Genomic DNA, 24,919 nt, shown 5'->3' with positions numbered 1-24,919 from the left:
CACCTCGCGGTGACCTGCGCACGGCTCGGGGCCGATGTGGTTCGCTACTCCTTCATCGCAGTGGACTTTCACCACCTACTCCTTGCCGGTCTACCGGCGCACTTAGAACTTGTGGCGGATGCCGACGCTCACCGCGACCTGCGATGCGCTCGACGACGCGCCGCCCGACGACTGGATATACGCGATCTTCGACAGCGTGCCGCCCGACGCAATCGATGCATCGCCCGCCGCCAGCTGATACTCCGCCGACGCGTAGAACTCGGTGCGCTTGCTCATCGAGTAATCGATACCGAGCGTGATCTGATGCCAGCGCGGCTTCAGATGGCCGCTCGAACCCGCGACGCGATCCGCCGTGCCGAACGTGTACGTGTAGTCGGCGATCAGCACGAGCGGCACGCTCACGCGATACCGCACGTTCGCATTGGCGTTGTTCAGCTTTCGTTGCGCGCCATCGTTGTAGTCGAGCAGCACGTTCGTATAGCCGATGCCGATCTGCGCCGCGCCCAGCGTGTAACCCGCGCCCGCGCCCGTGACCTGCTGGCGCGCCACGCTGCCGTCCATGCCGTAGAAGAACGCGCTGCTGTAGTCGTCGCCGTTCGACGTCGATGCGCCGCCGAGCGCGCCGCTCGCATTGGTCGTCGAATTCGGATGGTTGATCTGCATGTAGCCCGCGCCGAACGAGAGCGGACCGTTCGCGTAGCTCGCCGCCGCCGCCCATTCGCGATTGTTCGCGAACGCGCCCGCCTGATTGCTGAAACCGTAGATGCCGGAGAACTTGAAGCCGGAAAGCGTTTCGCTCGTCACCTTGACCGAGTTGTTGACGCGCCAGTACCAGTTCATGTCATCGTTGTCGCCGATATGCGTCGCGGGCGTGAGGTAGCCTGCGCCGAAGAACGGCGCGACGATATCCGCGAGCGAATCGCTCTGACGTCCGAAGGTGACGGAACCGAGCCCCTTCTTTCTCAAGCCGACCAGCGACGTCCGCGCGAACTCGCGGCCCGCGCTGTTCGTGCCGTTGGTCGCGTTGAAGCCGTTCTCCAGATTCATGATCGCGCTCAGGCCGTTGCCGAGCGGTTCCTCGCCGCGCAGACCCCAGCGGCTTCCGCCGAGCTTGCCCGATTGCAGCTGCACGACCGAGTGGCCTTTCTGATTGCTCGTGTAGGTCAAGCCCTCGTCGATGATGCCGTACAACGTCATCGAACCTTGCGCGTGCGCGGCCTGCGTGCCGACCAGCATGGCGAGCGCGCCAGCAAATGAACACTTCTTCAACATCAAACACCCCTTCGGCAAAACACCTTGGTCAAAAATTCGTTGTACTGATTGGCGATGCGACTTTCCCCGGCGTCGGGCGCACAGTCGTTGCCGCGCGTTGCCGGTTAATCGCCGCCGGTTCCATATTTCGGAACCGCGTTCCAAAACAGAAACGATTCTAAACAACGGCCCATTTTGTAAAAAGGATTTTTGGACCGTTGTAAAAAAGGTATGGCGTCGAGCGCGAATTATTTTTGACACGCTTCTCGACGCGCTTTTTCCTCGTTTCGATATTCGAAAATATGGAACCCGGTTCCATAAAACGGAACTGAACCAAACGGCGAAAGCATCATGAGCATTCTCGACACTGCGACCACTGTTTTGCGTCTGATGGCGCAGGAACAGCGCGAACTTTCGATGATCGATCTCGTCGATCGGCTCGACATGCCCAAGAGCACGGCATCGCGCGTACTCAAGCAGATGACCGAAACTGGCCTGCTGGAACGCGACAAGAAATCGCTCGCCTACCGGCCGTCGATGCTGCTGCTCGAACTGAGTCACCTCGTGCGTTCCGCCAGCCCGCTGATCGACATGTGCGCGCAGGCGCTCGAAACGCTGTGCGCGCAATACGGCCACACGGGCTATGTCTCGGTGCTGGAAGGCAACGACGTCGTCGTGTTGCGCGTTCGCCCCGGCTCGCTCGCGTTTCGCGCGATGACCAATCCCGGGCATCGCTCGGCGTCGTGGGCGACATCGACGGGACGCGCGCTGCTCGCCAGCGAATCCGACGACGTCATCCGCGCACGCTTTCCGCTCGGCCTGCGTCCCGCGAACGCACCCGACAGCGCCGATTCGCCGCAAATAGACGACGCCCGCGCGCCCACGCGCGGCCCCGCCACGCTCGATGCGCTCATCGGCGAAATCGACGTCACGCGCTCGCGCGGCTCTATGCGCTCGCGCAGAACGAAGCGCTTTACGGCGTGTGCTCGGTCGGCTGCGCGATCGCCGATCCGTCGAGCAGCGAATGCCTGTCGTTCTGCCTGAGTTTTCCCGCCGGCGCGGAAGACGCCGACGCCATCGCCGAACTGGGCGATGCGGTGCGCGAACAGGCGCGCGTCATCGGCCGATCGATCGGCGACCCGTACTGGACCGTGTTCGCAAGTTGAACGAAGCCGCAATCACGTTTTCTGGCAAACCACACGTAGCAACGAGACCAACCCATGCATGCTTCTCAATCGCCTGAACGGCAGCCCGACGCAGCCGCGTCCCCGGCTGGCGCGCCCCGCGCCCCGCGCGCCGCAAGTCCATCCCAACGCGCTCTCGCCGGCCAATCTGCTGCTGCTCGCGGTGCTGAGCGTGATCGGCGCGATCATCGGCATCGAGTTGCTGGTGAAGGTCGGCGTGACGCCGAACACGTCGATCGTCGGCGCGCTCGCCGCGATGATCTGCGCGCGCGTGCCGCTGCGTTTCTTCCGCACGTATCGATCGGTGCATGCGCAGAATCTCGCGCAAAGCGCCATCTCCGCCGCGACCTTCGGCGCGGCGAACAGCCTGCTCTTGCCGATCGCGATTCCGTTCCTGTTCGGCCGCGAAGACCTGGTTCTGCCGATGTTCGCGGGCGTCGCGCTCGGCATGCTGCTCGACGGCTACATGCTGTATCGCATGTTCGGGTCAAGCGTGTTTCCGGTGACGGGCACCTGGCCGCAAGGCGTCGCGGCCGCCGAAGCGATCAAGGCCGGCGACGAAGGCGGCAAGCAGGCGCGGCTGCTGGGCGTCGGCATCGGCGTCGGATTGGTCGGCTCGTGGCTCGGCATTCCGATGTCCGCGTTCGGTACGGCCTTCATCGGCAATATCTGGGCGCTCGGCATGCTCGGCATCGGCTTTCTGATTCGCGGCTATTCGGTGCCGCTGTTCCATTTCGCGATCGACAAGGCCTACATTCCGCACGGCATGATGATCGGCGCGGGACTCGTCGCACTGATTCAGGTCGGCGTGCTGGTGATGTGCGATCAGAAAGGCGGCAAGCGCGATGCCGGCACAACGACGGCATCGCCTTCGATGCGCGTGGCGAGCGTCGCCAGTTCGCTGCGTTTCGGCGTCGTCGCGTATATCGTGCTGGCGGCGATCATCGCGCTGCTGTCCGGTCTCTGTGGCGAGATGACGCCGGGCATGCTGGTCGGCTTCGTGCTGTATGCGGCGCTCGCTGCCTTCGTGCACGAACTGATCGTCGGTATCGCGGCGATGCATTCGGGCTGGTTTCCGGCCTTCGCCGTCGCGCTGATCACGCTGTTGATCGGCATGCTGATCGGTTTCCCGATGGTCTCGCTCGTCATGCTGTGCGGCTTCCCCGCCGCGACCGGTCCCGCGTTCGCCGACATGGGCTACGACCTGAAAGCAGGCTTTATCCTGCGCGGACACGGCGAAGACCCCGCGTTCGAACTCGCCGGACGCCGCCAGCAATTGATCGCCGCGATGCTCGCGTTCGTCGTCGCGATTCCGGTCGTGCTGCTCGCGCATCACGCGTTCTTCGCTAACGGCCAGATTCCGCCGGTCGCGAAGGTCTATGTCTCGACGATTCAGGCCGGCGTCGCGCCCGGCGTGCTGCTGCAGTCGCTCCTGAAGTGGGCCGTGCTCGGCGCGGTGTTGCAGCTGATCGGCGGACCGAAGCGCCAGCTCGGCGTGCTGTTCGCGACCGGCTTGCTGATCGCGAGTCCGCTGGCAGGCTGGGCGGTCGTCGCGGGTATCGCGATTCGACTCGTTATCGAGCGCCGCAATCCGGCCGCGAAAAGCAGCATGGAAGTGTTCGCAGCGGGCGTGATCGCGGCCGACGCGCTCTACAGCTTCTTCGAATCGCTCATCAAGACGCGCTGAGCGTTCCCTTTTCGGCCCGAATGCGCGAATCGCGCTTCGGGCTTCAATCATTTGCAATCGAATAAAACGTCATGAGCCTCACACAAACCCTGCAAGTCTTCGAAGCTTTCGACAGCCACTACGCCAGCGGCCAGACCGTGGTCGATCTGCTCGCGCCGTTCGCGGATCTCGGCGTCACCGTCGACGTGACCGAGATCGGCTGGCCGAAGGGCACGACCGATTTCGTCAAGATCGCGATCCCCGGCGAGAGCGGCAAGCGCCAAGGCGGCACGGCGAAGACGCTCGGCATCGTCGGACGTCTGGGCGGCATCGGCGCGCGGCCGTCGCGTATCGGGCTGGTATCGGATGCGGACGGAGCGATCGCGGCGGTGGCCGCCGCGCTCAAGCTCGCGCAAATGCGCCGCAACGGCGATCCGCTTCCCGGCGACGTGTTCCTGACGACGCACATCTGCCCGACCGCGCCCACGCGTCCGCACGATCCGGTCGATTTCATGGATTCGCCGATCGATACCGAAGACGTCAACGCGCACGAAGTCTGGGACGAAATGGACGCCGTGCTGTCGCTCGATACGACCAAGGGCAATCGCATCATCAACCATAGCGGCTACGCGATTTCGCCGACCGTTAAAGATGGCTATATCCTGCGCGTGTCGGAAGACCTGATCCGCATCATGGAAATGACCAGCGGCAAGCCCGCCGTGACTTTCCCCGTGACGACGCAGGACATCACGCCTTACGGCAATGGCGTGCATCATCTGAACAGCATCATGCAGCCGTCGATCGCGACGAGCGCGCCGGTCGTCTGCGTCGCCATCACGACGCAGAGCGTGGTGCCGGGCTGCGGCACGGGCGCGAGCCACGAGACGGATATCGCGCTGTCGGTAAAGTTCGCGGTGGAAGTGGCGAAGGAATTCGGGCGCGGCACGTGCTCGTTCTTCGACGAAAAGGATTACGCGCGGCTGATCGAACTGTACGGCTCGCTCGCGCATCTGAAGGTGCGTCACCCCAACAAATAAGGCGAAGCATATGACCACTCGCAAACTCGGTACGCTGACGATCGGCCAGGCGCCGCGCGCGGACATCACGCCGATTCTCGACGCGCATTTGCACGCGAACTTGCCGCACGTGCACATGGGCGTGCTCGACAACCTGACGCGCGATGAAATCGAAGCGCGTTACGCGCCGCAACCCGGCAACGCGACGCTGATCTCGAAGCTGCTCGACGGCAGTTCCGTCATCGTCGACAAACCCGCCGTGCGCGCCGTGCTGCAGGACAAGATCGATGCGCTTGTGTCGCAAGGCTGCGATGTCGTGCTGATTTTGTGCACGGGCGAATTTCACGGTCTCGAAGGCCGCACGGCGTGGCTCGTCGAGCCGGATCAGATCGTGCCGCCGACGGGCGCGGCGATCGCGGGCGACCGGCAAGTGGGCATCGCCGTATGCGAGCGTCGACCGGAACGACGATCTGATCGCCGCCGCGCAGCAGTTGCGCGACCAGGGCGCGGAGCTTTTGATTCTCGATTGCATGGGCTTCACCGAGCGGCATCGCGCGATCGTGAAGGACGCGAGCGGCCTGCCGGTGATTCTTTCCAACGCGCTGATTGCGCGACTGACTGCGGAGCTTCTGTGATGAACGCATTGCTGCTGAGCAATTCCAAAGGCCCTGACGGCGCGTATCTCGTTCACGCGCTCGACGCGATCCGCGCGCTGACGCCCAGCGGCGGCCAATCGCCGACCGACGCGCTGTTCGTGCCCTTCGCGGGCGTGACGATGACGTGGGACGACTACGCCGCGAAAGTCGCCGAAGCGCTCGCGCCGGCCAACATCGCGCTGCGCTCGCTGCACACCTTCGCCAGCGACGCCGACGCGCACGCGGCCATCGCGAAGACGCAGTTGATCGTCGTGGGCGGCGGCAACACGTTCCAGTTGCTCGCGCAATGCCGTTCGCGCGGTCTGATCGATGCGATCCGCAACGCCGTGCGCGGCGGCGTGCGTTATCTCGGCTGGAGCGCGGGCGCGATCCTCGCGTGCCCGACCATCTGCACGACGAACGATATGCCGATCGTCGATCCGAAAGGCTTCGGCGCGCTCGATCTGATCGATTTCCAGATCAATCCGCATTACACGAACGCGCTGCCCGCCGGGCATCAGGGCAAGACGCGCAATCAGCGGATCGAGGAATATCTGGCCGCGAATCCGCAATCGACCGTGCTCGGGTTGCCCGAAGGCGACTGGCTGCACGTCGCGGATCGCGCGGTGACGCTGCAAGGTCCGCACGACGCCGTGTGGTTCACGCACGGCGCGGTCGTGCAAACGCTCGCGTCGGGCGCGACGGTGCAGGGACCAGTTCAGGGAGCGGCGCGATGACGCTCGGCATCATCCGCGTTCTGACGACGGACGACGACGCCGTGCTGCTCGAACACGGCCGGCTGATCGAGGCGCAATACGGCATCGAGTCGGTGACGCGCTGCATTCCCGATCAGCCGACCGGCATTTTCGATGCCGACACCGAAGCGCGCGCGGTGCCGAAAATCGTCGCGCTCGGCCGTCAGATGGAAGCCGATGGCGTGCGCGCGCTGTTTCTGAGCTGCGCGGCGGACCCCGGTCTCGCGGAGTTGCGCGCGGCGGTGAGCATTCCGGTGGTCAGCGCGGGCAGCGCGGCGGCGCGCGTGGCGGAGCTGATCGGTTTGCCGGTCGCGGTGATCGGCATCGGCGCGCAGGCGCCTAAGCCGTTTCGGGCGCTGCTGGGCGAAGACGTCGCGTATGCGCGTCCCGAAGGCGTCACCAAGACCAACGATCTGTTGACGCCGGAAGGCAGCGCCACCGCGCTCGAAACGGCGCGCCGGTTGCATGCCCAAGGCGCGAAAGTGATCGCGTTTTTGTGCACGGGCTTGTCGACGATCGGGCTGGCGGCGCGCATCCGCGAACACATCGGCTGCGTCGCCGTCGATGCGGTCGCGGCGGTGGGCATGTTCGCCGTCGAGATGCTCGGCGCGGCGCGTCTGCGCTAAAAAGCCCTCAGGCGCCCGCGATCAGCGCGCGTATGGCGCGCGATCATGCGCTCCTCGTCGGTCGGCACGACCCACACCGCCACCTTCGACGATGCCGCGCCGATCGACGGGCCGCCCGCCTCGTTCGCGGCCGGATCGAGTTCCACGCCGCACCAGCCCGCCTGCTCGCAGATGCGTCGCCGGATCGGCGCGGAATGTTCGCCGACGCCCGCCGTGAAAACCAGCGCGTCGAATCCTTGTAGCGCGGCGATCATCGAGCCGAGTTCGCGCCCGACGCGATACACATACAGCGCCAGCGCGAATTGCGCGCGCGGATCGTCGCTCGCAAGCAGCGTGCGCATGTCGCTGGACACGCCCGAGACGCCCGCCCGCCCCGACTGGCGGTACAGCAGATCTTCGATATCGCGCGCGCTCATGCCGAGTTCGTCGAGCAAATAGAGCATCACGCCGGGATCGAGACTGCCGCAGCGCGTGCCCATCATCAGGCCGTCGAGCGCGGTGAAGCCAATCGTGCTCGCGATGCTGCGCCCCGACCACATCGCGCACAGGCTCGGGCCGTTGCCCAGATGCGCGACGACGGTGCGTCCGGCGGCGGCGCGCAGATCGATATCGCTCAATCGCTTCGACACGTATTCGTACGACAGCCCGTGAAAGCCGTAGCGCCGCACGCCGCGCTGCGTGATGGATTCGGGCAGCGCGAACGTCCGCGCGACATCGGGCTGGCTAGCGTGAAACGCCGTGTCGAAGCACGCGACCTGCGGCAGCGCGCCCTGGCGCTCCGCGACGATGCGGATCGGCTTGAGGTTATGCGGCTGATGCAGCGGCGCGAGCGGCGTGAGCCGTTCGAGCTCGGCCAGCACGCGATCGTCGACGATCACCGGTTCGGTAAAGCGCACGCCACCATGCACCACGCGATGCCCGACCGCCACCAGCCGATGCCCGACGCCGTGCCCGCGCAAAAACGCGCCCAGATGGCCGATGGCATCGGCGTGTTCGAGCGTCTGGCCGCCGCCCCACGCGTGCTCGCCGATTTTCTCGCCCGCGCCGTCGTAGGCGACGAAGCGCGGCGCGCTGAACAGTCCTTCGACCTGCCCACGCGTGAGCAGCGCGAGATCGGGCGTGTTTGCATCGAAGGCGCTGAATTTGATGCTCGACGATCCCGCGTTCAACACCAGAATGACGTCGGCCATCGCCTCACCCCATGATTTTCGCGTCGTCGCGACGCTTGGCCGCGACCATCGTCGCCACCGCGCAGGAGGCGAGGCGCGTCGTCACGGAATCGGCGCGGCTCGTCAGGATGATCGGCACGCGCGCGCCCAACACGATGCCCGCCGCCACCGCGCCCGCGAGGAACGACAGGCTCTTGGCAAGCATGTTGCCCGCTTCGAGGTCGGGCACCATCAGCACGTTGGCGCGGCCAGCCACCGGCGATTCGATCTTCTTGGTGCGCGCGGCGGCCGGATCGATCGCGTTGTCGAGCGCGAGCGGCCCGTCGACCAGCGCGCCGGTAATCTGCCGCCGGTCGACCATCTTGCATAGCGCGGCCGCTTCAATGGTCGACGGCAGCTTGGCGTTGACGGTTTCCATCGCGGAGAGAATCGCCACGCGCACTTCGGGCATGCGCAGCGCGTGGGCGAGATCGATCGCGTTTTGAAGGATATCGACCTTGTCGGCCAGCGTCGGCGCGATATTGATCTCCGCATCGGTGATGATCAGCGCGTTCTCGTGACGCGGCACGTCCATGATGAAGCAATGGCTGACGCGCCTTTTGGTACGCAAACCGCCCTCGCGGCGCACGACCGCGCTCATCAGCTCGTCGGTGTGCAGGCTGCCTTTCATCAGCCCTTCCGCCGCGCCTTCGCGCACCAGTTCGACGGCGCGCGCGGCGGCGGCGTGGCTGTGCGGCGCATCGACGATCGGATGATCGGCGAGATCGAGCCCGCATTCGTCGGCGACCATGCGGATGCGCGCCGGCGGCCCGACCAGCAGCGGCGCGATCAGGCCGAGCTCGGCGGCCTGCAACGCGCCTTCGAGCGAGCTGCGGTCGCACGGATGGGCGACGGCGGTCGGCATCGGCGGCAGCGTCCGGCAGAAGTCGATCAGCCTCTGATACTTCTCGTGCACGGGCTCCATGACGCCTCCGCAGCCGTGATGAAGAAATGTCGCTGCATCGTAAGGTCGCGGCGTCGTGGTTCGCAACGACGCATTTGAAATTGTCGATGACGCGGCGTGCATCGCTGCGCGCATCGCGCCGGCCGGGCGGCACGTTTCGCGTTGCGGAAAAATCGTGCGCCATATTCAAAGCAGGATTTATTGGTTCGCGAGCGCGGAGGCGGTGCGCACAATGACATCGATCTTCACGACAAACCCCCGAAGAGAATCGACGATGACCGAACGCATCACGCGCGGACCGGACGACGCCGCCACCACGATCGTCACCGTGCCCGGCCTGCACGGCAGCGAAGCCGCGCACTGGCAGAGCTGGCTCGAAGGCGAATTCCCGGCGACCTGCCGCGTCGAGCAGCGCGACTGGTCGATGCCGCATCTCGAGCGCTGGAGCGCCGCCGTGCGCGACGCGATCGGCGAGATCGACGGGCCGGTGGTGATCGCGGCGCACAGTTTCGGCTGCCTTGCGACGGCGCACGCGCTGGGGCCGCACGGCGAACTGGCGTCGAAGGTCAAGGGCATTCTGTTCGTCGCGCCGGCGAGTCCGCACAAGTTTCGCGACGCGGGCGCGTTCGATGCCCGCCGGCTCGACACGCCGTCGCTGGTGGTCGGCAGCGAAACCGATCCGTGGATGCCGCTCGACGACGCCCGCACGCTCGCGCAGCGCTGGAACAGCGCGTTCATCAATCTCGGCGATGCCGGGCATATCAACACGGCGGCGGGCTACGGGCCGTGGCCGCTGGCGCGGCATTTCGTGGAAACGCTGGCGCGCCGCGTGCTCAGCGACGTCGAGGAGCGCGCGACCGCCTGAACCGGCGCATCGCGCGGCGGCTCGTCATGGCCGCAGCGATATGTCGCGCGGGCGCGGCCGTGCTACCTTTCCCGACTGGCCATCGAAGCTGCGGAATCCGCGCCGTCGACCACGAACATGAGTCACGTCCGCTATCCTCTCGGGCCCGACGACCGGGTGCATCTGCTGTGCTGGCTCACCTGCGGCATTCTCGGCGCGTATTATCTCGACGGCGCGTGGCCCGATACCGCGTTTCAGGTGCGCACCGCGCATCGCTGGCTGGACCGGCATCATCGCGCGGCGGAGTGGATCGAAATCGCGAAGCTGTCGGTCGCCGCGCAGGCGCTCGCCGCGCGCCTGGCCGCGACGCTGGAAAACGAAGCGGGCAAACGCGGCATCCAGCGCATTCTCGACGCGGAAGACCTCGACTACGAAAGCACGCTGGTGCAACGCATCTATCGCGAATGCTGGACTCAGCTCGGCGACCGCAAGCGTCCGCCGGGATAGCAGACGTGACACGCCGGCGTCACGCTCTTATTACTTCGCCATGCTGAATTAAGTTTCGCCGATGCCCGTTCGGCGCGGCTCGCGCGGAATCATCGCGCTGAAACCGCGTCCCGGAACGCTGCTTGCGCTGGCAGAGTCAACGCTCGCCATCACGGGGAAACAGCATGCGCACCGATCCTTCCGCTCGCGCCGACCTGCGCGGCATCGCACGTAGAAATGACTGGACACCACGCGGACAACGCGTAGAAATCACCGCACCGCGTCATTCGCGTCAAAGGAAGCGACCGGCTTACGTACAATCCAGCTAGACTTCCTTGCATGGCGCAAGACGGCTTAAGCACGCTTGCGCTCCCGCTTTCGGGTTCAAGACCCGCACTCATTCGAGAATCGTGTGGCATCGATTGCCGCACGACCCGCATCTCCAGGACGATGATGGACAAAACATCTACGGACGACATCACCGCCCCAACGGCGCTCGACGCGTCGGCGTTTGCCGAATGCGCGCGCGAGCCGATTCATATTCCGGGCGGCATTCAGCCGCACGGCGTGCTCATCAGCGTGGACGAGCAGGGCTGTGTCGTGCAGATCAGCGCGAACATCGAGGAATTCGCGCGGCTGGCGCCGGACACCTGTCTCGGTCAGCCGCTCGAAACCGTGATCGGCGATGCCGCCGCACGCACGCGCGCCTGCCTCAAGCGCCTCAACCGCGACGGCGCGGCGATTCACGTCGGCAACGTGGTGATCGGCGGCTGGACGCAGAGCGCGCCGCTCGCGATAGTCGTGCATCGGCATGAAGGCCTGCTGTTCGTCGAAGTCGAACCCGCGCAGGACACCGCCGACGTCTTCTCGACGATGTACCCGCTCGTGCGCTCCTTCGTCACCGACGTGCAATCGATGCGCACCGTCGAGCAGTTGTGCCAGTTCGCCGCGACGGAGATTCAGCGCATCACCGGTTTCGGGCGCACGCTGGTCTATCAGTTCGACGAGGAAGGCCACGGCCATGTGCTCGCGGAAGCCGTCGAGCCGGGTTATCCGTCATACCTGAACCAGCATTTCCCCGCCTCCGATATCCCGCCGCAAGCGCGCGAACTGTACCGGCGAAATCGCATCCGGCTGATCTCGAACGCGGATTATCAGGCCGCGCCGCTGGTGCCCGCGCTGCATCCGGACACGAACCGCGCGACCGATCTCACCTACGCGTCGCTGCGCAGCGTGTCGCCGGTGCATCTGCAATACATGCGCAACATGGGCACGCTGGCGTCGATGTCGATGTCGATTCTCGTCGACGACAAGCTCTGGGGCCTGATTTCCTGTCATCACGAAACGTCGCGCCTGCCGCCGTTCGAAGTGCGCACCGCGTGCGAGCATGTCGCGCAGATCGTGTCGCTGCAGATCGAGGCGCGCGAAACGCAGGCCGAAGCGCATTACCGGCTGGAATTGCGCCGCATGCTGTCGAAGCTGCTGTCGTCGATGGCGAATACCGACAGTTTCGTCGAAGCGCTCGTCAACGATGCGTCGGACCTGCTCGGCTTTACCCGTTCGTCGGGCGCGGCGGTGATCTTCGAGGGGCGCACGTCGCTGATCGGCGTGACGCCGAGCCAGCATTGCGTCACCGCGCTGGTCGACTGGCTCGACAATCAGAGCGAGGACGTCGTGCTGTCGGATCGCGCGTCGGAAGATTGTCCGGCGCTGCACGATTCCGAGGAAGTCGCGGGTTTTCTGGCGGTGTCGATCTCGAAGATTTACCGCAATTACGTGATCTGGTTCCGCCGCGAAGTGGTGCAGACCTTCGAATGGGCCGGCGATCCGTGCGCCAAGCTGACCAATCTGTCGTCGTCGCTGTCGCCGCACGAGAGCTTCGATACGTGGACCGACGTAGTGCGCAATCGCTCGCTGCCGTGGCGTCCGGCGGAGCGCGAGATTGCGCTTGAGTTTCGCGCGGCGGGGCTGGGCATCGTGCTCAGGCGCGCGGAGGAGATCGCGCAACTCGCAACCGAACTCGGGCGCGCGAATCACGAACTCGAAGGCTTTTCGTACACGGTATCGCACAATCTGCGCGCGCCGCTCAGGCATATCGTGAGTTTCGCGGATCTGCTGCGTCAGATGGACGGCGACAAGCTTTCCGAGCGCGGACGCGGTTATCTCGAACGCATGGTCACGTCCGCGCGTTTCGGCGGGCGGCTGGTCGACGATCTGCTGTCGTTCGCGCAACTCGGACGCGCGGCGCTGCGTCCGCACAAGGTCGATATGCATGCGCTGGTGCGTAACGTCATCCAGAACGATATCGACGAGCACGCGTCCGCGCGGATTCGCTGGAAGATCGAGGCGCTGCCGGAGATCGAAGCGGATCACGTGTTTCTGCATGTCGCGCTGACCAATGTGATCGCCAACGCCGTCAAGTTCAGCGCGAAGCGCGAGCATCCGATGATCGAGATCGGCTCGCAGCCGGGCGCGGGCGAACTGACCGGCTACAACGTGTATTTCGTGCGCGATAACGGCGTGGGCTTCGACATGCGCTACGTCGACAAGCTGTTCGGCGTGTTCCAGCGGCTGCACGTCAACGAAGAGTTCGACGGCACCGGCATCGGGCTGGCGAACGTGCGGCGTATCGTCGAGCGGCATGGCGGGCAGGTCTGGGCCGAGGGCAAGCCGAACGAAGGCGCGACGTTTTTCATGGCGCTGCCCCGGCAGTTCCGCCCCGAAAGCGGCGTGCGGCGCGATACGACGGCATCAGCGCTGGTGCGGCTGGCGGCGTGAACGGGCGGCGTCGGGCACGACATCGGTCAACTGGTCAAGCGTTCGGCGGACAACGAGAAGAAGTAAGCGCTGCGTCGTTCGTTCGACGCCATGCAAAACGGCCGCGATCGTGACGATCGCGGCCGTTTCGTTTGTGATGCCCGAGGTGCGCTTTAGAAGCGGTGACACAGGCCCACGGTCGCTGCAACCTGATTGCCCGTCGACGACGGCGACAGCGTGTTGATCATCGCGACATTCGCGCCGGCGTTGCCGAGCTGACCCGATGCATGCTGATACACGCCTTCGACATACACGTCGGTGCGCTTGGACAGCGAGTAATCCGCCTGCAGCGACACCGTATGCCACTTCGGATCGCCCGAGCCGTTCGAGCCGGTGACCTTGCCGTCTGTGTACGTGTAGGCCGCATCGAGCGCCAGCGCCGGCGTCAGCACGTAACGTCCGTTCAGCTCGAAGTTGTTCATATGCAGATTCGAGCCGCCCGGCAGCGTGAACGACGTGCCGCCCTGCGATGCCGCGATCAGATCGTCGTAGTGCGTATTGGTGTATACGAAGCCGACCGTTGCGGGACCGTAGGTGTAGTTCAGGCCCGCGCCGAAGGTGCGTTGCTGATCGGCCGTGAGATTCGCGTTGTTGCCCTGGCCCGCGGAGATCGCGCCGTTCGCGTTGGCGTTGTTGCGCGAATTGTTGTTCTGCATATAGGCCGCCGCGAAGTTGAACGGACCCATTGCATACGATGCGCCCGCGCTCCACGCGCGATTGTTCGAGAACTGGCCGGCATCGTCGGAGAAGCCGTACAAACCGCCGAACTTGAAACCGCCGTAATTCGCGCTTTGATACTTGACCGAATTCTTGATCGAGAACGAATGATCGAGGTTGTCGTTATCGAACGGATGCGCGCTCAGATTGTTGCCGTAACCCGAAGCGGCGTCGGCGAGCGGGCCGAGATAATCGACCATCAAATCGTATTGACGGTCGAGCGTAACCGCGCCGTATTGATCGCTTTGCAAGCCGACATACGCTTGCCGATTGAACATCGTGTTGTTTTCGCTATAGCGGCCGTTATTGAGGTTGAAGCCGCTCTCCAATTTGAAGAGCGCGTGCAACCCGCCGCCGAGATCTTCGCTGCCTTTCAAACCGTAGAACGTATCCGATACCGCACCGCTGCCTTCCTGCCAGTTGTTGTGACCGCCTGCGTTGTTGGTGTAGAGGAGCCCCGCGTCGAGCGTGCCGTACAGCGTCACACTGCTTTGTGCCTGAGCCGATGCGGCGAACGTGCCGAAAACGCCCGCGATGATGAGAGTTTTTTTCATGGTGCTGAGTGTCCTTACTTGAGCAACTTAGAGCAAAAAGTTTCCTTGGCCTTTAAGACTGGATTCACAAGACTGCGCTAAGGAGGAGACACTCTATTCGACGGGCGCATCGACGTGGGCTTAAGCGGCGGGAATTCGAACGCAACAATATTTTGTGTGTTTCGCAAGAGCGAAAGACACGTTGCTTGAACGCGCATGAGAGCAAGCTTTAAGCGGCGCGTGCCTTTTCTTTAGGCATGATTTCATGTTGCGCATGAACGACGCCGTTAGTTCGTTCAAGAGAAAACGTTATTGCATCGCGTGCGGTTTAAATTGTCATCGAGCGTTGTTAAGCTGATCAGCGTCTAAAGAACTCCGAGCAGCATTTCTTGAGACATCACGGAGCGGCTTCGCGAGAGGAGGCTGCTCCGTTTTCATTTGTGTCTTCGCTTCCCGTTCCTTCCTATTCCTTCCATTTTCTTCCCTCGAAGCTGAACGAATCGCGTTCGGGCGTCGTGTCTATCACGCCTGGTTTTCTTCACTCGCGCTTTGAAAGAAGCGGCTAAGCGCATGCAAAGTTTCCCTGTATCCGCGCGAATAGCTTGAAGCGTGTGCGGCGCGAATGACTCCATCGCGCAACGGCTTAAAAATTTTTTTGCGTTTCACGCCAAACGTTAAAAGCCGCGCGGGGCCTCGTTCTTCGGCGTCCGGGTTTCAAATGGATACACATTTAACAGACGAAATGCACTGCAACGGTACATGCCTTGCTCATAATCGGCATCTGAAAATCAAGCTGGAAACTGACGATGAAGAGAGGTCACGATAACGCCGGAGGCGCCGAGCCCCGACAGAGACGCCCCGCTCAACTCGCCGAGCGGGAACTCCAGTATCTGGAATTGATACTGTCGAATTTCGACGAGCGCGATGCGGAGAACAGCCGCTTGCCCACGAGCTACTGGGACATGCGCGTCGCCCAGCTCGACGCCGAATACGAACTGATCCCCGCGCAATGTCAGCGCGTCGCGCTGCTGCAACGCAAGCTCGCGTTGCTTGAAGCGGCGCTCGAACAGGCGGCATCGTTCGCAATGGTTTCGGACACGCTGCACGAAGACGACATCAAGCACGCCGCTGCTTGAACGAGATAAACCCGTCCTAGTGCGCGGCTTTCATCCAGTCATCAACGAAGGTCTGCGCGGCGGAATGCGCGCTCATCAGCGCATCTTCCGCGCTCGAAAAATTGGCGATGCGATCGTGCGCCACGTATAGCGGCGAGAACGCCGTGACAGGCCGCCCCGAGCGGCTGATGGTGACGACGGCGAGATATCGCGCGGGCTCGGGCGCAAGCTTCGAGACGAGCCTGAACGACGTCTCCACCGATACTTCGAGCACGAAGCTTTTATGGTTGTATGACCGGATCATCGCCGCACCTCGCCACAGTCGGAACGGTGTGATGCGTGCCGCGTTCGTCTGCATGTGAATGCATGGCGCGCGGTCGCTTTCGCACGGGAGTTTGCGAAGCGACAGCATAAGGCGTACCCGAAAACGTCTTGCGAATTATCGCGCGCGGCGGATGACCGAATGCGCCATATTCGCGGCGAGTCCCGCGCAAAGTTCCGCCCACTTGCTGAGCAGGGAAGAATCGTTAGTCAGGAAATAAGGCGCGCGCGTCCATTCGTCACCTTGTTGTCGTCGTGCTTCATTTCGAAGATCCGCACGTCGGCGTCGTCGCTCACGCCCAGCTGCACGAGTTCGGCGAAGGATCGCACATCCGCGAGTTCGACTTCGTAGATCGCCACGCTCTGCAGCACGGAAATCACCGTTCTGCCGATACGCCATGCCGCCTCGCGACTGTCGGCCATGACGAACGCGATGCCTTCCACGGGCGCGCGGAGTGTCAGTCTGAAAAGCCGGGTTTTACATTCGTCACTGAGTTGCGTAATCATGATTCACAGGCTGGCGCGCGGCGCGCACGAGGCGGAACCGGCGGGTCCGTGCTGGCACGGAGGCGAAGTTTCAAGCGAACTTTCTGCGGGCCGAGAGGCTCGCTTAGAGCAATGCCGCCGGGCCCGGGTTCCAGCGCACGACGTCGCGCTGTATTTGATCGGACAGGACGGCGCGCCTTTGTGTGAAGACGCGATGCTGACCCGACGCAGGCCGTTAGTTTAAGGCATATCATTTATGCATGCGCATCGCAGAATACGGTTTCGCAGTCTTTCTTTTCGACGGTGAGATTCACCGAACGCGCGCCGCCCGGCCGCGTGCAATGACGCTTGCCGGCGGGCACGGTCAGCATCTGGCCCGCATGCAGTTCGACGGTTTCGTCGTCGAATTCGATCACGAGCGTGCCTTCGATCACCACGAAGGTTTCATCCGATGCCGGATGCACGTGCCATCGAAACGGCGCGTCCATCACGCTGATATGCACGTCGTGATCGTTCACGCTGGTCAGCACGCGATTCATATAGCCATCGCGCGCGGCATCGGCAATGGCGGCGAAATCGATCGCCTGAGTCATGGTTCGTCTCCGTGAGATCGCATCGAATCGATTGGAAACGACAAGCAGTTTTCGTGCACTGAATCAGGGATTCATCGATGCATTCCCGTCGCCGTGTCCCATGATCGACGCGATATTGGCGATCGCCGGTTCGGCATAAACCTGCGGCGGCGCATCGATCGGCAATTGCGCGGGACCCGCGTTCGCGGCATGCGGATACATCGGCAGCGGCGGCGCGCTTTGCGCGGCGGACGCCACCGGAAACACCGGCCCGCCCACAATCCCCACGCCGAAGAACGGATGCGCCTGCGCCACGCTCACCAGCGTCGCGCTCAGGGTCAGTGCCAGCAGAGTCTGTTTGATCGCGTTCATGTCGTTCACCCTTCCGTTGAGTTCGTCGATGAAGGCATTCTGCGACGCAAGAATGAGCGATGAATGAGCACGCGCGGCATCGCGTCTGAGGAATCCGATGCCGCGCGCCGACGCGATGCAGTTAGACTGCGCGTTTCGTTATCGGCGGTATGGGCACTTTCTGGAGCGGTTCATGAAGCGAATCCTGATCATCGGCATCGGCGCGGGCGATCCCGACTATCTCACCATGCAGGCCGTGAAGGCGCTCAATCAGGCGGACGTGTTCTTCGTGATGGACAAAGGCGAGGCCAAGGCGAAACTCGTCGCGCTGCGGCTCGAAATCATCGAGCGTTACGTGACGGCGCGCGATTATCGCATCGTCGAGGCAACGAGTCCCGAGCGCGGACCCGACAACGGCAATTATCTGAACGCGGTGGAGACGCTCAATCGCGACAAGCAGCAGGTCTTCGAACGCCTGATCGCCGACGAACTCGCCGATGGCGAATGCGGCGCGTTTCTCGTGTGGGGCGATCCGTCGCTGTACGACAGCACGATTCGCATCGTCGAGGCGATCGCGCAAGGCGGGCAACACGCGTTCGACTACGAGGTGATTTCGGGAATCAGCAGCGTGCAGGCGCTGGCGGCGAAGCATCGCGTGGCGCTGAACGCGATCGGGCGGCCGGTGGCGATCACGAACGGGCGTGGCATCGCGGAAGGCTTTCCGTCGAATGCGGACAGCGTCGTCGTGATGCTCGATGCGCAGAACGCGTATCGGCGCGTCGAGCATGAGGACGTCGATATTTACTGGGGCGCTTATGTGGGTACCGAGGACGAGATTCTCGTCGCGGGCAAACTCGCCGATGTCGCGGGTGAGATCGAGCGCGTGCGGGCGGAGGCGCGGGCTCGGCATGGGTGGATCATGGATACGTATTTGTTGAAGCGGCGGGGGAAGTGAACGCCCCTCATTTTTCACAATACGAAACCCTCGCCCGAATTTCGAAACCGCGTGCTGCGCAGCATCAAAATCGGTTTGCATATGGGACAATGCCATTCCTCATCGTGAAACGCGCGCGTCAACTTGCTGAATAAAAAAGCAATTTTCCATGTGCGCCAGCGCCCGTTTGCGGTTCTCGCGCTCCGGCATCTTCGCTACGCTCTTATACAAGAGCTTTCACAACCAGGGAGATGTCAAATGAAGCGTGTCTTTATCGAACCGGTGCCGAAGGGACGTTGGGGTCCCATCGATGGTTACGCCCTCGAGTTTCAGGACGGCACCCGCGTCACCGATGAGTTGTATCAGTCGGAGCGGCTCGCCGTCAGCGAGATCAAACTGCGCGGCTACACGCCGCTGGTCGCCAAGGTCCGCTCACGGACAAGGAAGATCACGCGCATTGGGAAATGACCGCCTAAGCGCATAAGCGTGCGTCACTAGGCGCCCGCTTTCGTGAGCGATCAATCGAATCGTTCGCGCGCAAACTCCTCCGTCAGAAAATCCACGCACACCCGCACTTTCGCCGACGTCGCCAGCCGCGCCGGATACACTGCCCACACGTTCGCCGGCTGCGTCACCTCCGGCAGCACCTGACACAATTCCCCGCGCGCCAGATACGGCCGTACGTCCCACACCGAACGCAGCATGATGCCGCGCCCCGCCAGCGCCCATTGCACCATTGCACCGCGACTTCGCCGTGATTGGTCGACAGCGGCCCGGTCACTTTCACCGAATGCATCTCGCCGCGCTCGGCCAGCCGCCAGATGCCGAACGGATGATCGCGCTCCTTGATCACGAGACACTGATGCGTCGACAAATCGGCGACCTGACGCGGCGCGCCGTGCTTCTCCAGATACGCGGGCGACGCGCACAGCACGCGATGATTCGACGCCAGCCGCCGCGCGATCAGATGTGGCGCGATATCGTCGCCGATGCGGATATCGAGATCGAAGCCTTCGCCGCCGACATCGACGAGCCGGTCGAACAGATCGAAGCGCACGCCGAGCTGCGGATACTTCTCCGTCAGGCGCGCCAGGGCGGGCGCGACGACCTGCCGCCCGAAGCCGAAGCTGCTCGATACGCGCAAGGTGCCGCACGGCACGCGACGCGTCGTCGAGACGTCTTCGACCAGATGATCGACGTCGTCGAGAATTGTTGGCCCATTCGTAGACGCGCTCGCCCGCCTCCGTCACGCCGACGCGCCGCGTCGACCGATGCAAAAGCCGCGTGCCGCCGAGATCCGCCTCCAGCACGCCGACGCGCTTGCTCACATACGCCGGCGACACCGACAGTTCCTCCGCCGTCGCGCTGAAGCTCGATTTGCGGGCGACGGCGCAGAAGACGCGCAGATCGTCCAGATTGGGCGTTTTATTCACGATTCGTAGATAGTGGATAAACCGATCGCCAGTTTTTAATCGGATCGTGGAGGAATAGAATGGCCGCCTCGACACCATTTTCGAAGGAGACGTGAATGAGCCAGAACTATCGCATCGCCGTGATCCCGGGCGACGGAATCGGCGTGGAAGTCATGCCGGAAGGTCTGCGCGTGCTGGATGCGGCGGCCGCGCGCTTCGGCATCACGCTGGAATACCGGCATATCGAATGGGCGAGCTGCGATTACTGCGCGCAGCACGGCAAGATGATGCCGGACGACTGGAAGGCGCAGCTTCAGGAGTGGGACGCCATTCTGTTCGGCGCGGTCGGCTGGCCGGACAAGGTGCCCGACCATATCTCGCTGTGGGGTTCGCTGCTGAAATTCCGCCGCGAATTCGATCAGTACATCAATCTGCGTCCGGCGCGGCTGTTCGAAGGCGTGCCCTCGCCGCTCGCGAATCGCAAGGCAGGCGATATCGACTTCATGATCGTGCACGAAAACACCGAAGGCGAATACTCGTCGGTCGGCGGCGCGATGTTCGAAGACACGGATCGCGAATTCGTCTCGCAGACGTCGATCTTAACGCGCAAGGGCGCCGATCGCATGCTGAAGTTCGCGTTCGATCTGGCGCAGCGCCGCGAGAAGAAGATCACGGTGGCGACCAAAAGCAACGGCATCTCGATCAGCATGGCGTGGTGGGACGCGCGCGCCGCCGAAGTCGCCGCGCAGTATCCGGAAATCAAGTGGGACAAGCAGCACATCGACATTCTGTGCGCGCGCTTCGTGTTGAGCCCGGATCGCTTCGACGTGGTCGTGGCGACCAACCTGTTCGGCGATATCCTCTCCGACTTAGGTCCGGCGTGCACCGGCACGATTGGCATCGCGCCGTCGGCGAACATGAATCCGGATCGCGCGTTTCCGTCGCTGTTCGAACCGGTGCACGGCTCCGCGCCGGATATCGCGGGCAAGGGCATCGCCAATCCGATCGCGATGATCTGGTCCGCCGCGATGATGCTCGACTTCCTCGCGCACAGCAAAGGCCCCGGCCGCGACGCACACGACGCGATTCTCGCCGCCATCGAAGCGACGCTCAAGGACGGTCCGCGCACCGGCGATCTCGGCGGCAAGGCGAACACGGAAGAAGTCGGCCGCGCGATCGCGGAACGCGTGGCGGCAGGCGGGAAATAAACGCGCGGCGTCAGGCGGGAACGAAGATGAACCCGCCGTTCGCATCGCCGTAGGCGCGGGCGCGGCCGTCGATCAGGCATTGCGCGGTGTAGGCGCAGAGCGCGGCGTCGAGGTCGTCGATCGACCTCAGTTGCGCGACGTCGAAGCCCAACTGCGCGAGCGCGTGGCGTCGCTGCACGCGCTTCAGTTTCGCCGATACGGCGTCGCGTCCGAGCAGCGCGCAGGTGATCGCGTGCGGAAACGTCTCGATGCTCGCGGGCGCGCCTTCGTAACGATTCGTCCGCAGCACCGGATGACTTGTCGCGAACGCGCGATACACGCGCTCGCCGTTGAACATCCATTCGTAGAATCCGCTCGTGTTCGCTTCGGCGCGCGCCTGCGTCGGCGTGGCGAAGCACGCGATCCGTTCGCGCTCGGCGCCGCGTCCCGCGCCTTCCACGCCCCACTGACACGGCGCATCGATGCCGACGACGGCGACATCGGCGGCGACGCAATGCGCGTGCAATACGGCCGCGTCGGTGCTGGTCGCGACCTGCGCGATCTCGCGACCGCGCAGGATCACCAGATGACATCCCTTCTTCGATCCGCCGACGTCGATTCCGGCCACGGCGATATCGCGTGCATGCTTCGTTGCAAGGGTCATGAAGACGGCGCGGCAAAAGAAAAAGCGTCGTGCGGAGCATACCGCACGACGCTGAAATCGCTCACTCCCTGGAGGAGAAAGAGCAAGAGAAGACAGTAAGAATAGTAACACGCGGCCACGGAAGCAAAGCGTCGGAAAAGGGCCTTTTCCCGATGCAGTTCAGCGCTTCGATACGGCTTAAGCCACGCGCCCGACATCCCGGGTTGCGAACGGGATTGGCGTCGGTCTCGACTTTATTGACGGCATCGCTCGTTCCGAACTTGATGGCCGGAACGAGCCGATTAGTATGACAGCAGGGAACGCGCCTGCTCCAGCAGCGCCGCCGACGCGAGATATTCCTTGCGGCCCGCCATCGTCAGCGCGGCGATCGCGGTGTCCTTGAACAGCGCATCGTCCGATGTCGCGCGCAGCGCCGGATCGCTCAGGCGCGTGCGTCGCAGGCGAAAGAACGCCAGCGTCTGCAGCGCGCCCAGACGCGCATCGCCCGACTCGCCCGCCGCCACCAGTTCGCTCGCGCCGACGAGCTGATCGATCGCGGTCTCCATTTCGCCTGGCTCCATCGCCGTGCTCCTTGTAAATAAGCGTGTCGTTTTTTACCCGCTGATCATACGAATACCGTCTAGAATCGTCGCAGCGAAGCAACCGTTCGACATTCATGACCTTAAGGCTTTGGCGCATCGTCCTGTTCGCTTCGATCGCGTGGTTCGGCAGCGCGCCCGCGCAGGCGCAGACCTGCACGGCCACCATCTCGTCGATCAACTTCGGCTCGATCTCGCCGGCCACGACCTCGTCGGCGTCGGTGACGGGTTCCGTCGCGGTGACGTGCAGCGGACTCGTCAATCTGCCGATGCGCGTATGCATCAACGTCGGCACCGGCACGGGCGGCGCAACTTACGCGCCGCGGCTCGCGTCCAGCGGCGCCAACACGCTGCACAATACAACCTCTATTCCGACTCCGCTTACACGACGATCTGGGGCATGCGCGCGACCAGTTACGCGCCGATCACGGTCGATATCCCACTCACCGCGCTGACCACCTACAGCGTCAACGTGCCGATGTACGCGCGCGTCGCCGCCAGCCAGTCGACGCTGCTCGCGGGCAGTTATTCATCGACCTTCTCCGGCTCGACGCAGGCGCAGATGACGTATCAGGCGTATCTGCTGTCGAACCCGCCGTCGTGTTCGACGCTGACGACCAATCCGAGCACGCTGTCCTTCACCGTGCAGGCCACCGTCATCAACGATTGCACGATCAACGCGTCCAACATCAGCTTCGGCACATCCGGTTTGCTCAAGTCGACGCTGACGGCCAACGGGACCATCACGGTCGCCTGCACCAACGCCGCGCCGTGGTCGGTCGCGCTCAATGCCGGCACGAGCGCGAACGCGACCGTCGCCAGCAGGCGGCGCATGACGCGCACCGGCGGCACCGAGCAGGTGACGTATCAGCTCTATCAGGATTCGGCGTTCACCAAGCCGTGGGGCGACGGCACCGTCGGCACGGTCGCGTACACTGGCGTGGGCACGGGATCGAGCCAGAACATCGCCGTGTATGGGCGCGTGTTGCCGCAGACGTCGCAGCCCGCGGGAAGCTACTCGGATACGGTCATGGCGACCGTCACGTATTGACCGACATCGACCGAAGCAGGCTGCGATCAGAACAACCCGGTCTCGAGCGGCAGCAGGTTGACCCACTTCACTGCCGTGAGACGTTCGATGCCGTCTTCGTGTATCGAACGAATCATGACGCGCTGGCCACGCGCTTCTCCCAACACCTCGACGATACGGTTACGATAGCGCGCGAGCGTGCCGCGCAACGGCTTGCGTTTCGTGTTCCGGCGGCGGGAAATGACGGGCATGGACGTGACAGCGATTTATGACGGCACCATCATAACGATGGCCGCGCGCCGGCTCAAACAGCATCGCCCGTTTTCGATTTTTTACGTGGATCGCCACACCATGCGACGTCTCTCTGTCCGCACATCGCCCGTTCATGGCCGAGGCGTGTTCGCCCTCTCCGATCTCGTCAGCGGCGAATTGCTGCTCGAGTACAAAGGGCTGCATCTGACATGGCGCGAAGCGCAGCGTCAGCATGCGCGTTCGCGCGCCGAAGCGGGCCACACGTTTCTGTTCGGACTCGACGACGGCAGCGTGATGGACGGCGCGCGCGGCGGCAATTCCGCGCGCTGGCTCAATCACAGTTGCGCGCCGAATTGCGAAGCCGAACAGGACGGCACGCGCGTGTTTATCCGCGCGATCCGGCCCATCGAAAAAGGGCAGGAGTTGTTCATCGATTACCGCCTGACGGTCGAGGGCCGGCGCACCGCCGCCGTGCGCCGCATGTACGCCTGCCGATGCCTCGCCGACGCCTGTCGCGGCACCATGCTTTCCGGCCGCCGATAAGCGCTCCGACGCCTTTTTCGAGGCGTTTTAGCACGCGCGGACGTGCATCCCTTTCACATCGTCATTCGTATTGCAAGACATTGAGTCCAACGTCCAGGGACGGCGACGATGATGAGGGTTTTCCCAGGCAGCGCGCCCGGCATGGCGTGGCGGCGACGCCACACAGTGATATATTGCGGCAGATATCCACGCCCGAGCGCAGCTCGATTTTTTCTGCCCATGACGGACACGACCTCAGGCAGCACCGGGAATTTCGACGCGTTCTCCGCCGACGACGCCGACAAACAGCGTCGCGAGCGCCTCAACCAGATGCTCGCGAACGTCGCGAAAGGCGATCAGCAGGCCTTCGCCGAACTGTACAAATCCACCTCGTCGCGCGTGTACGGCGTGATCGTGCGCATGATGCACGATCGCGGCGAAGCGGAAGACATCCTGCAGGAGGTCTATGCGACGGCCTGGCGCCGCGCCGATTCCTTCGATCCCGCGCGCGGCAGCCCGATGACCTGGCTGATCACGCTCGGACGCAATCGCACCATCGATCGCATGCGGCAGCATCGCGAGGAATTGCTGGGCGACGACGAAGCGCCCGAAGTCGCCGACGATGCCCCGACGCCCGCCGCCGCCGAATCGAGCCAGGAACGCCGGCGTCTCGAACTCTGTCTCGACCGGCTGGAACCGCAACAGGGCCGCGCGGTGCGCGAGGCGTTCTTGTGCGCCCAGCATGGGCGCACTCTTGCGGGTGCAAGTCGCGCGGCAAGTTGACCACAGCGAGCGAAGTGAAGCGCAACTGCGGAAGGGCGACCGACCGTGGGGAGGAAGCGTGGAGCGAAAC

General features: G+C 63.6%; 29 protein-coding genes and 2 pseudogenes. 19 read left to right on the top strand and 12 right to left on the bottom strand.

What is annotated here, in order from left to right; genetic code table 11:
• Positions 1–102 precede the first annotated feature (102 nt).
• Positions 103–1,272 (bottom strand): porin, encoded by a 1,170-nt coding sequence (locus BVER_RS21870; RefSeq protein ID WP_050455065.1) that lies wholly within the window; start codon positions 1,270–1,272, stop codon positions 103–105.
• Between BVER_RS21870 and BVER_RS32745 the strand changes: the two genes are divergently transcribed.
• The 8 genes and pseudogenes from BVER_RS32745 (at position 1,223) to BVER_RS21840 (ending at position 7,133) form a co-directional block, all read left to right on the top strand.
• The gene (locus BVER_RS32745; RefSeq protein WP_198155325.1) at positions 1,223–1,606 is read left to right on the top strand and encodes a hypothetical protein; all 384 of its coding nucleotides are present in this window, start codon (positions 1,223–1,225) and stop codon (positions 1,604–1,606) included. The genes BVER_RS21870 and BVER_RS32745 overlap by 50 nt on opposite strands.
• Positions 1,603–2,295, top strand: coding sequence for an IclR family transcriptional regulator (locus BVER_RS21865; RefSeq protein WP_083452297.1), 693 nt, complete (start codon positions 1,603–1,605; stop codon positions 2,293–2,295). Before BVER_RS32745 ends, BVER_RS21865 begins: the two co-directional genes overlap by 4 nt.
• Complete coding sequence (locus BVER_RS21860) at positions 2,232–2,417, top strand: hypothetical protein (RefSeq protein ID WP_050455063.1); 186 nt, start codon at positions 2,232–2,234, stop codon at positions 2,415–2,417. Before BVER_RS21865 ends, BVER_RS21860 begins: the two co-directional genes overlap by 64 nt.
• A gap of 58 nt (positions 2,418–2,475) precedes the next feature.
• Positions 2,476–4,122, top strand: coding sequence for an OPT/YSL family transporter (locus BVER_RS21855; protein ID WP_083452296.1), 1,647 nt, complete (start codon positions 2,476–2,478; stop codon positions 4,120–4,122).
• A 71-nt stretch (positions 4,123–4,193) separates the two neighbouring features.
• Positions 4,194–5,138: a DUF1177 domain-containing protein gene (locus BVER_RS21850; protein ID WP_050455062.1), complete on the top strand. Its 945-nt coding sequence runs from the start codon at positions 4,194–4,196 to the stop codon at positions 5,136–5,138.
• A gap of 10 nt (positions 5,139–5,148) precedes the next feature.
• Positions 5,149–5,508: pseudogene (locus BVER_RS36535) on the top strand (AroM family protein); the annotation flags it as partial.
• A gap of 243 nt (positions 5,509–5,751) precedes the next feature.
• Entirely contained in the window at positions 5,752–6,489 is a 738-nt protein-coding gene (pepE, locus tag BVER_RS35765) for a dipeptidase PepE (protein ID WP_050455070.1), read from the top strand.
• Entirely contained in the window at positions 6,486–7,133 is a 648-nt protein-coding gene (locus tag BVER_RS21840) for an aspartate/glutamate racemase family protein (protein WP_050455061.1), read from the top strand. Before pepE ends, BVER_RS21840 begins: the two co-directional genes overlap by 4 nt.
• On the opposite strand, the gene BVER_RS21835 is transcribed toward BVER_RS21840, so the two are convergent.
• Both BVER_RS21835 and BVER_RS21830 read right to left on the bottom strand, forming a co-directional pair.
• Positions 7,130–8,323 carry an acetate/propionate family kinase gene (locus tag BVER_RS21835; RefSeq protein ID WP_050455060.1) on the bottom strand — a complete coding sequence of 398 codons (1,194 nt, stop codon included), beginning with the start codon at positions 8,321–8,323 and terminating at the stop codon, positions 7,130–7,132. The two genes, BVER_RS21840 and BVER_RS21835, sit on opposite strands and share 4 nt — an antisense overlap.
• 4 nt (positions 8,324–8,327) lie before the next feature.
• Complete coding sequence (locus BVER_RS21830; RefSeq protein ID WP_050455059.1) at positions 8,328–9,266, bottom strand: phosphate acetyltransferase; 939 nt, start codon at positions 9,264–9,266, stop codon at positions 8,328–8,330.
• Between the two features lie 253 nt (positions 9,267–9,519).
• Between BVER_RS21830 and BVER_RS21825 the strand changes: the two genes are divergently transcribed.
• The 3 genes from BVER_RS21825 (at position 9,520) to BVER_RS21815 (ending at position 13,353) form a co-directional block, all read left to right on the top strand.
• Positions 9,520–10,110, top strand: coding sequence for an RBBP9/YdeN family alpha/beta hydrolase (locus BVER_RS21825; protein ID WP_050455069.1), 591 nt, complete (start codon positions 9,520–9,522; stop codon positions 10,108–10,110).
• Between the two features lie 117 nt (positions 10,111–10,227).
• Positions 10,228–10,596: a hypothetical protein gene (locus BVER_RS21820; protein ID WP_050455058.1), complete on the top strand. Its 369-nt coding sequence runs from the start codon at positions 10,228–10,230 to the stop codon at positions 10,594–10,596.
• 432 nt (positions 10,597–11,028) lie between these two features.
• Positions 11,029–13,353 carry an ATP-binding protein gene (locus tag BVER_RS21815; protein ID WP_050455057.1) on the top strand — a complete coding sequence of 775 codons (2,325 nt, stop codon included), beginning with the start codon at positions 11,029–11,031 and terminating at the stop codon, positions 13,351–13,353.
• Positions 13,354–13,505: 152 nt separating this feature from the next.
• On the opposite strand, the gene BVER_RS21810 is transcribed toward BVER_RS21815, so the two are convergent.
• The gene (locus tag BVER_RS21810) at positions 13,506–14,663 is read right to left on the bottom strand and encodes a porin (protein ID WP_050455056.1); all 1,158 of its coding nucleotides are present in this window, start codon (positions 14,661–14,663) and stop codon (positions 13,506–13,508) included.
• Between the two features lie 785 nt (positions 14,664–15,448).
• Between BVER_RS21810 and BVER_RS21805 the strand changes: the two genes are divergently transcribed.
• A complete protein-coding gene (locus tag BVER_RS21805) occupies positions 15,449–15,778 on the top strand; it encodes a hypothetical protein (protein WP_083452295.1) in 330 nt (109 codons plus the stop codon).
• A gap of 16 nt (positions 15,779–15,794) precedes the next feature.
• On the opposite strand, the gene BVER_RS21800 is transcribed toward BVER_RS21805, so the two are convergent.
• The 4 genes from BVER_RS21800 to BVER_RS21785 all read right to left on the bottom strand — a co-directional run bounded on the left by BVER_RS21800 (position 15,795) and on the right by BVER_RS21785 (position 17,508).
• Entirely contained in the window at positions 15,795–16,061 is a 267-nt protein-coding gene (locus BVER_RS21800) for a hypothetical protein (protein WP_050455068.1), read from the bottom strand.
• A gap of 227 nt (positions 16,062–16,288) precedes the next feature.
• On the bottom strand, positions 16,289–16,522 hold the full coding sequence (locus BVER_RS34350) for a hypothetical protein (RefSeq protein ID WP_050455054.1): 234 nt from the start codon (positions 16,520–16,522) through the stop codon (positions 16,289–16,291).
• A gap of 296 nt (positions 16,523–16,818) precedes the next feature.
• Complete coding sequence (locus BVER_RS21790) at positions 16,819–17,157, bottom strand: cupin domain-containing protein (protein WP_050455053.1); 339 nt, start codon at positions 17,155–17,157, stop codon at positions 16,819–16,821.
• A gap of 63 nt (positions 17,158–17,220) precedes the next feature.
• On the bottom strand, positions 17,221–17,508 hold the full coding sequence (locus BVER_RS21785; protein ID WP_050455052.1) for a hypothetical protein: 288 nt from the start codon (positions 17,506–17,508) through the stop codon (positions 17,221–17,223).
• A 172-nt stretch (positions 17,509–17,680) separates the two neighbouring features.
• On the opposite strand from BVER_RS21785, the gene cobF reads away from it, so the two are divergent.
• Positions 17,681–18,442: a precorrin-6A synthase (deacetylating) gene (cobF, locus tag BVER_RS21780; protein WP_050455067.1), complete on the top strand. Its 762-nt coding sequence runs from the start codon at positions 17,681–17,683 to the stop codon at positions 18,440–18,442.
• Positions 18,443–18,679: 237 nt separating this feature from the next.
• Positions 18,680–18,889 (top strand): hypothetical protein, encoded by a 210-nt coding sequence (locus tag BVER_RS21775; RefSeq protein ID WP_232316704.1) that lies wholly within the window; start codon positions 18,680–18,682, stop codon positions 18,887–18,889.
• A 50-nt stretch (positions 18,890–18,939) separates the two neighbouring features.
• On the opposite strand, the pseudogene BVER_RS21770 reads toward BVER_RS21775, so the two are convergent.
• Positions 18,940–19,854 (bottom strand): annotated as a pseudogene (locus BVER_RS21770) (LysR substrate-binding domain-containing protein).
• A gap of 95 nt (positions 19,855–19,949) precedes the next feature.
• Between BVER_RS21770 and BVER_RS21765 the strand changes: the two are divergent.
• Positions 19,950–21,041 carry a tartrate dehydrogenase gene (locus BVER_RS21765; RefSeq protein WP_050455051.1) on the top strand — a complete coding sequence of 364 codons (1,092 nt, stop codon included), beginning with the start codon at positions 19,950–19,952 and terminating at the stop codon, positions 21,039–21,041.
• Positions 21,042–21,051: 10 nt separating this feature from the next.
• Here BVER_RS21765 and BVER_RS21760 read toward each other — a convergent pair whose 3' ends face one another.
• Together BVER_RS21760 and BVER_RS21755 are read right to left on the bottom strand one after the other, a co-directional pair.
• Positions 21,052–21,684, bottom strand: a complete 633-nt coding sequence (locus BVER_RS21760; protein ID WP_050455050.1) for a DUF429 domain-containing protein — start codon at positions 21,682–21,684, stop codon at positions 21,052–21,054.
• Between the two features lie 281 nt (positions 21,685–21,965).
• A complete protein-coding gene (locus tag BVER_RS21755; protein ID WP_050455049.1) occupies positions 21,966–22,244 on the bottom strand; it encodes a hypothetical protein in 279 nt (92 codons plus the stop codon).
• A gap of 95 nt (positions 22,245–22,339) precedes the next feature.
• On the opposite strand from BVER_RS21755, the gene BVER_RS32740 reads away from it, so the two are divergent.
• Both BVER_RS32740 and BVER_RS21750 read left to right on the top strand, forming a co-directional pair.
• A complete protein-coding gene (locus BVER_RS32740; RefSeq protein ID WP_198155324.1) occupies positions 22,340–22,717 on the top strand; it encodes a Csu type fimbrial protein in 378 nt (125 codons plus the stop codon).
• Entirely contained in the window at positions 22,654–23,313 is a 660-nt protein-coding gene (locus tag BVER_RS21750) for a Csu type fimbrial protein (protein WP_332309142.1), read from the top strand. Before BVER_RS32740 ends, BVER_RS21750 begins: the two co-directional genes overlap by 64 nt.
• 26 nt (positions 23,314–23,339) lie before the next feature.
• On the opposite strand, the gene BVER_RS21745 is transcribed toward BVER_RS21750, so the two are convergent.
• Positions 23,340–23,543, bottom strand: coding sequence for a hypothetical protein (locus tag BVER_RS21745; protein WP_050455047.1), 204 nt, complete (start codon positions 23,541–23,543; stop codon positions 23,340–23,342).
• Between the two features lie 100 nt (positions 23,544–23,643).
• Between BVER_RS21745 and BVER_RS21740 the strand changes: the two genes are divergently transcribed.
• A complete protein-coding gene (locus tag BVER_RS21740; RefSeq protein ID WP_050455066.1) occupies positions 23,644–24,087 on the top strand; it encodes an SET domain-containing protein in 444 nt (147 codons plus the stop codon).
• Positions 24,088–24,306: 219 nt separating this feature from the next.
• Positions 24,307–24,849: a sigma-70 family RNA polymerase sigma factor gene (locus tag BVER_RS21735; RefSeq protein WP_050455046.1), complete on the top strand. Its 543-nt coding sequence runs from the start codon at positions 24,307–24,309 to the stop codon at positions 24,847–24,849.
• The last annotated feature ends 70 nt before the right edge of the window (positions 24,850–24,919 follow it).

The organism is Candidatus Burkholderia verschuerenii (assembly GCF_001189365.1).
Classification (GTDB): Bacteria; Pseudomonadota; Gammaproteobacteria; order Burkholderiales; family Burkholderiaceae; genus Caballeronia; species Caballeronia verschuerenii.
Note: the sequence above shows the minus strand (reverse complement) of the source record. Positions and strands in the feature narration are given on the sequence as shown.

Bases quoted from the DNA above. Each gene is read 5' to 3' on its own strand.
- BVER_RS21870 (WP_050455065.1), bottom strand. From the start codon at position 1,272: ATGTTGAAGAAGTGTTCATTTGCTGGCGCGCTCGCCATGCTGGTCGGC.
- BVER_RS21865 (WP_083452297.1), top strand. From the start codon at position 1,603: ATGAGCATTCTCGACACTGCGACCACTGTTTTGCGTCTGATGGCGCAG.
- BVER_RS21855 (WP_083452296.1), top strand. From the start codon at position 2,476: ATGCTTCTCAATCGCCTGAACGGCAGCCCGACGCAGCCGCGTCCCCGG.
- BVER_RS21850 (WP_050455062.1), top strand. From the start codon at position 4,194: ATGAGCCTCACACAAACCCTGCAAGTCTTCGAAGCTTTCGACAGCCAC.
- pepE (WP_050455070.1), top strand. From the start codon at position 5,752: ATGAACGCATTGCTGCTGAGCAATTCCAAAGGCCCTGACGGCGCGTAT.
- BVER_RS21840 (WP_050455061.1), top strand. From the start codon at position 6,486: ATGACGCTCGGCATCATCCGCGTTCTGACGACGGACGACGACGCCGTG.
- BVER_RS21835 (WP_050455060.1), bottom strand. From the start codon at position 8,323: ATGGCCGACGTCATTCTGGTGTTGAACGCGGGATCGTCGAGCATCAAA.
- BVER_RS21830 (WP_050455059.1), bottom strand. From the start codon at position 9,266: ATGGAGCCCGTGCACGAGAAGTATCAGAGGCTGATCGACTTCTGCCGG.
- BVER_RS21825 (WP_050455069.1), top strand. From the start codon at position 9,520: ATGACCGAACGCATCACGCGCGGACCGGACGACGCCGCCACCACGATC.
- BVER_RS21820 (WP_050455058.1), top strand. From the start codon at position 10,228: ATGAGTCACGTCCGCTATCCTCTCGGGCCCGACGACCGGGTGCATCTG.
- BVER_RS21815 (WP_050455057.1), top strand. From the start codon at position 11,029: ATGGACAAAACATCTACGGACGACATCACCGCCCCAACGGCGCTCGAC.
- BVER_RS21810 (WP_050455056.1), bottom strand. From the start codon at position 14,663: ATGAAAAAAACTCTCATCATCGCGGGCGTTTTCGGCACGTTCGCCGCA.
- BVER_RS21805 (WP_083452295.1), top strand. From the start codon at position 15,449: ATGAAGAGAGGTCACGATAACGCCGGAGGCGCCGAGCCCCGACAGAGA.
- BVER_RS21800 (WP_050455068.1), bottom strand. From the start codon at position 16,061: ATGATCCGGTCATACAACCATAAAAGCTTCGTGCTCGAAGTATCGGTG.
- BVER_RS21790 (WP_050455053.1), bottom strand. From the start codon at position 17,157: ATGACTCAGGCGATCGATTTCGCCGCCATTGCCGATGCCGCGCGCGAT.
- BVER_RS21785 (WP_050455052.1), bottom strand. From the start codon at position 17,508: ATGAACGCGATCAAACAGACTCTGCTGGCACTGACCCTGAGCGCGACG.
- cobF (WP_050455067.1), top strand. From the start codon at position 17,681: ATGAAGCGAATCCTGATCATCGGCATCGGCGCGGGCGATCCCGACTAT.
- BVER_RS21775 (WP_232316704.1), top strand. From the start codon at position 18,680: ATGAAGCGTGTCTTTATCGAACCGGTGCCGAAGGGACGTTGGGGTCCC.
- BVER_RS21765 (WP_050455051.1), top strand. From the start codon at position 19,950: ATGAGCCAGAACTATCGCATCGCCGTGATCCCGGGCGACGGAATCGGC.
- BVER_RS21760 (WP_050455050.1), bottom strand. From the start codon at position 21,684: ATGACCCTTGCAACGAAGCATGCACGCGATATCGCCGTGGCCGGAATC.
- BVER_RS21755 (WP_050455049.1), bottom strand. From the start codon at position 22,244: ATGGAGCCAGGCGAAATGGAGACCGCGATCGATCAGCTCGTCGGCGCG.
- BVER_RS32740 (WP_198155324.1), top strand. From the start codon at position 22,340: ATGACCTTAAGGCTTTGGCGCATCGTCCTGTTCGCTTCGATCGCGTGG.
- BVER_RS21745 (WP_050455047.1), bottom strand. From the start codon at position 23,543: ATGCCCGTCATTTCCCGCCGCCGGAACACGAAACGCAAGCCGTTGCGC.
- BVER_RS21740 (WP_050455066.1), top strand. From the start codon at position 23,644: ATGCGACGTCTCTCTGTCCGCACATCGCCCGTTCATGGCCGAGGCGTG.
- BVER_RS21735 (WP_050455046.1), top strand. From the start codon at position 24,307: ATGACGGACACGACCTCAGGCAGCACCGGGAATTTCGACGCGTTCTCC.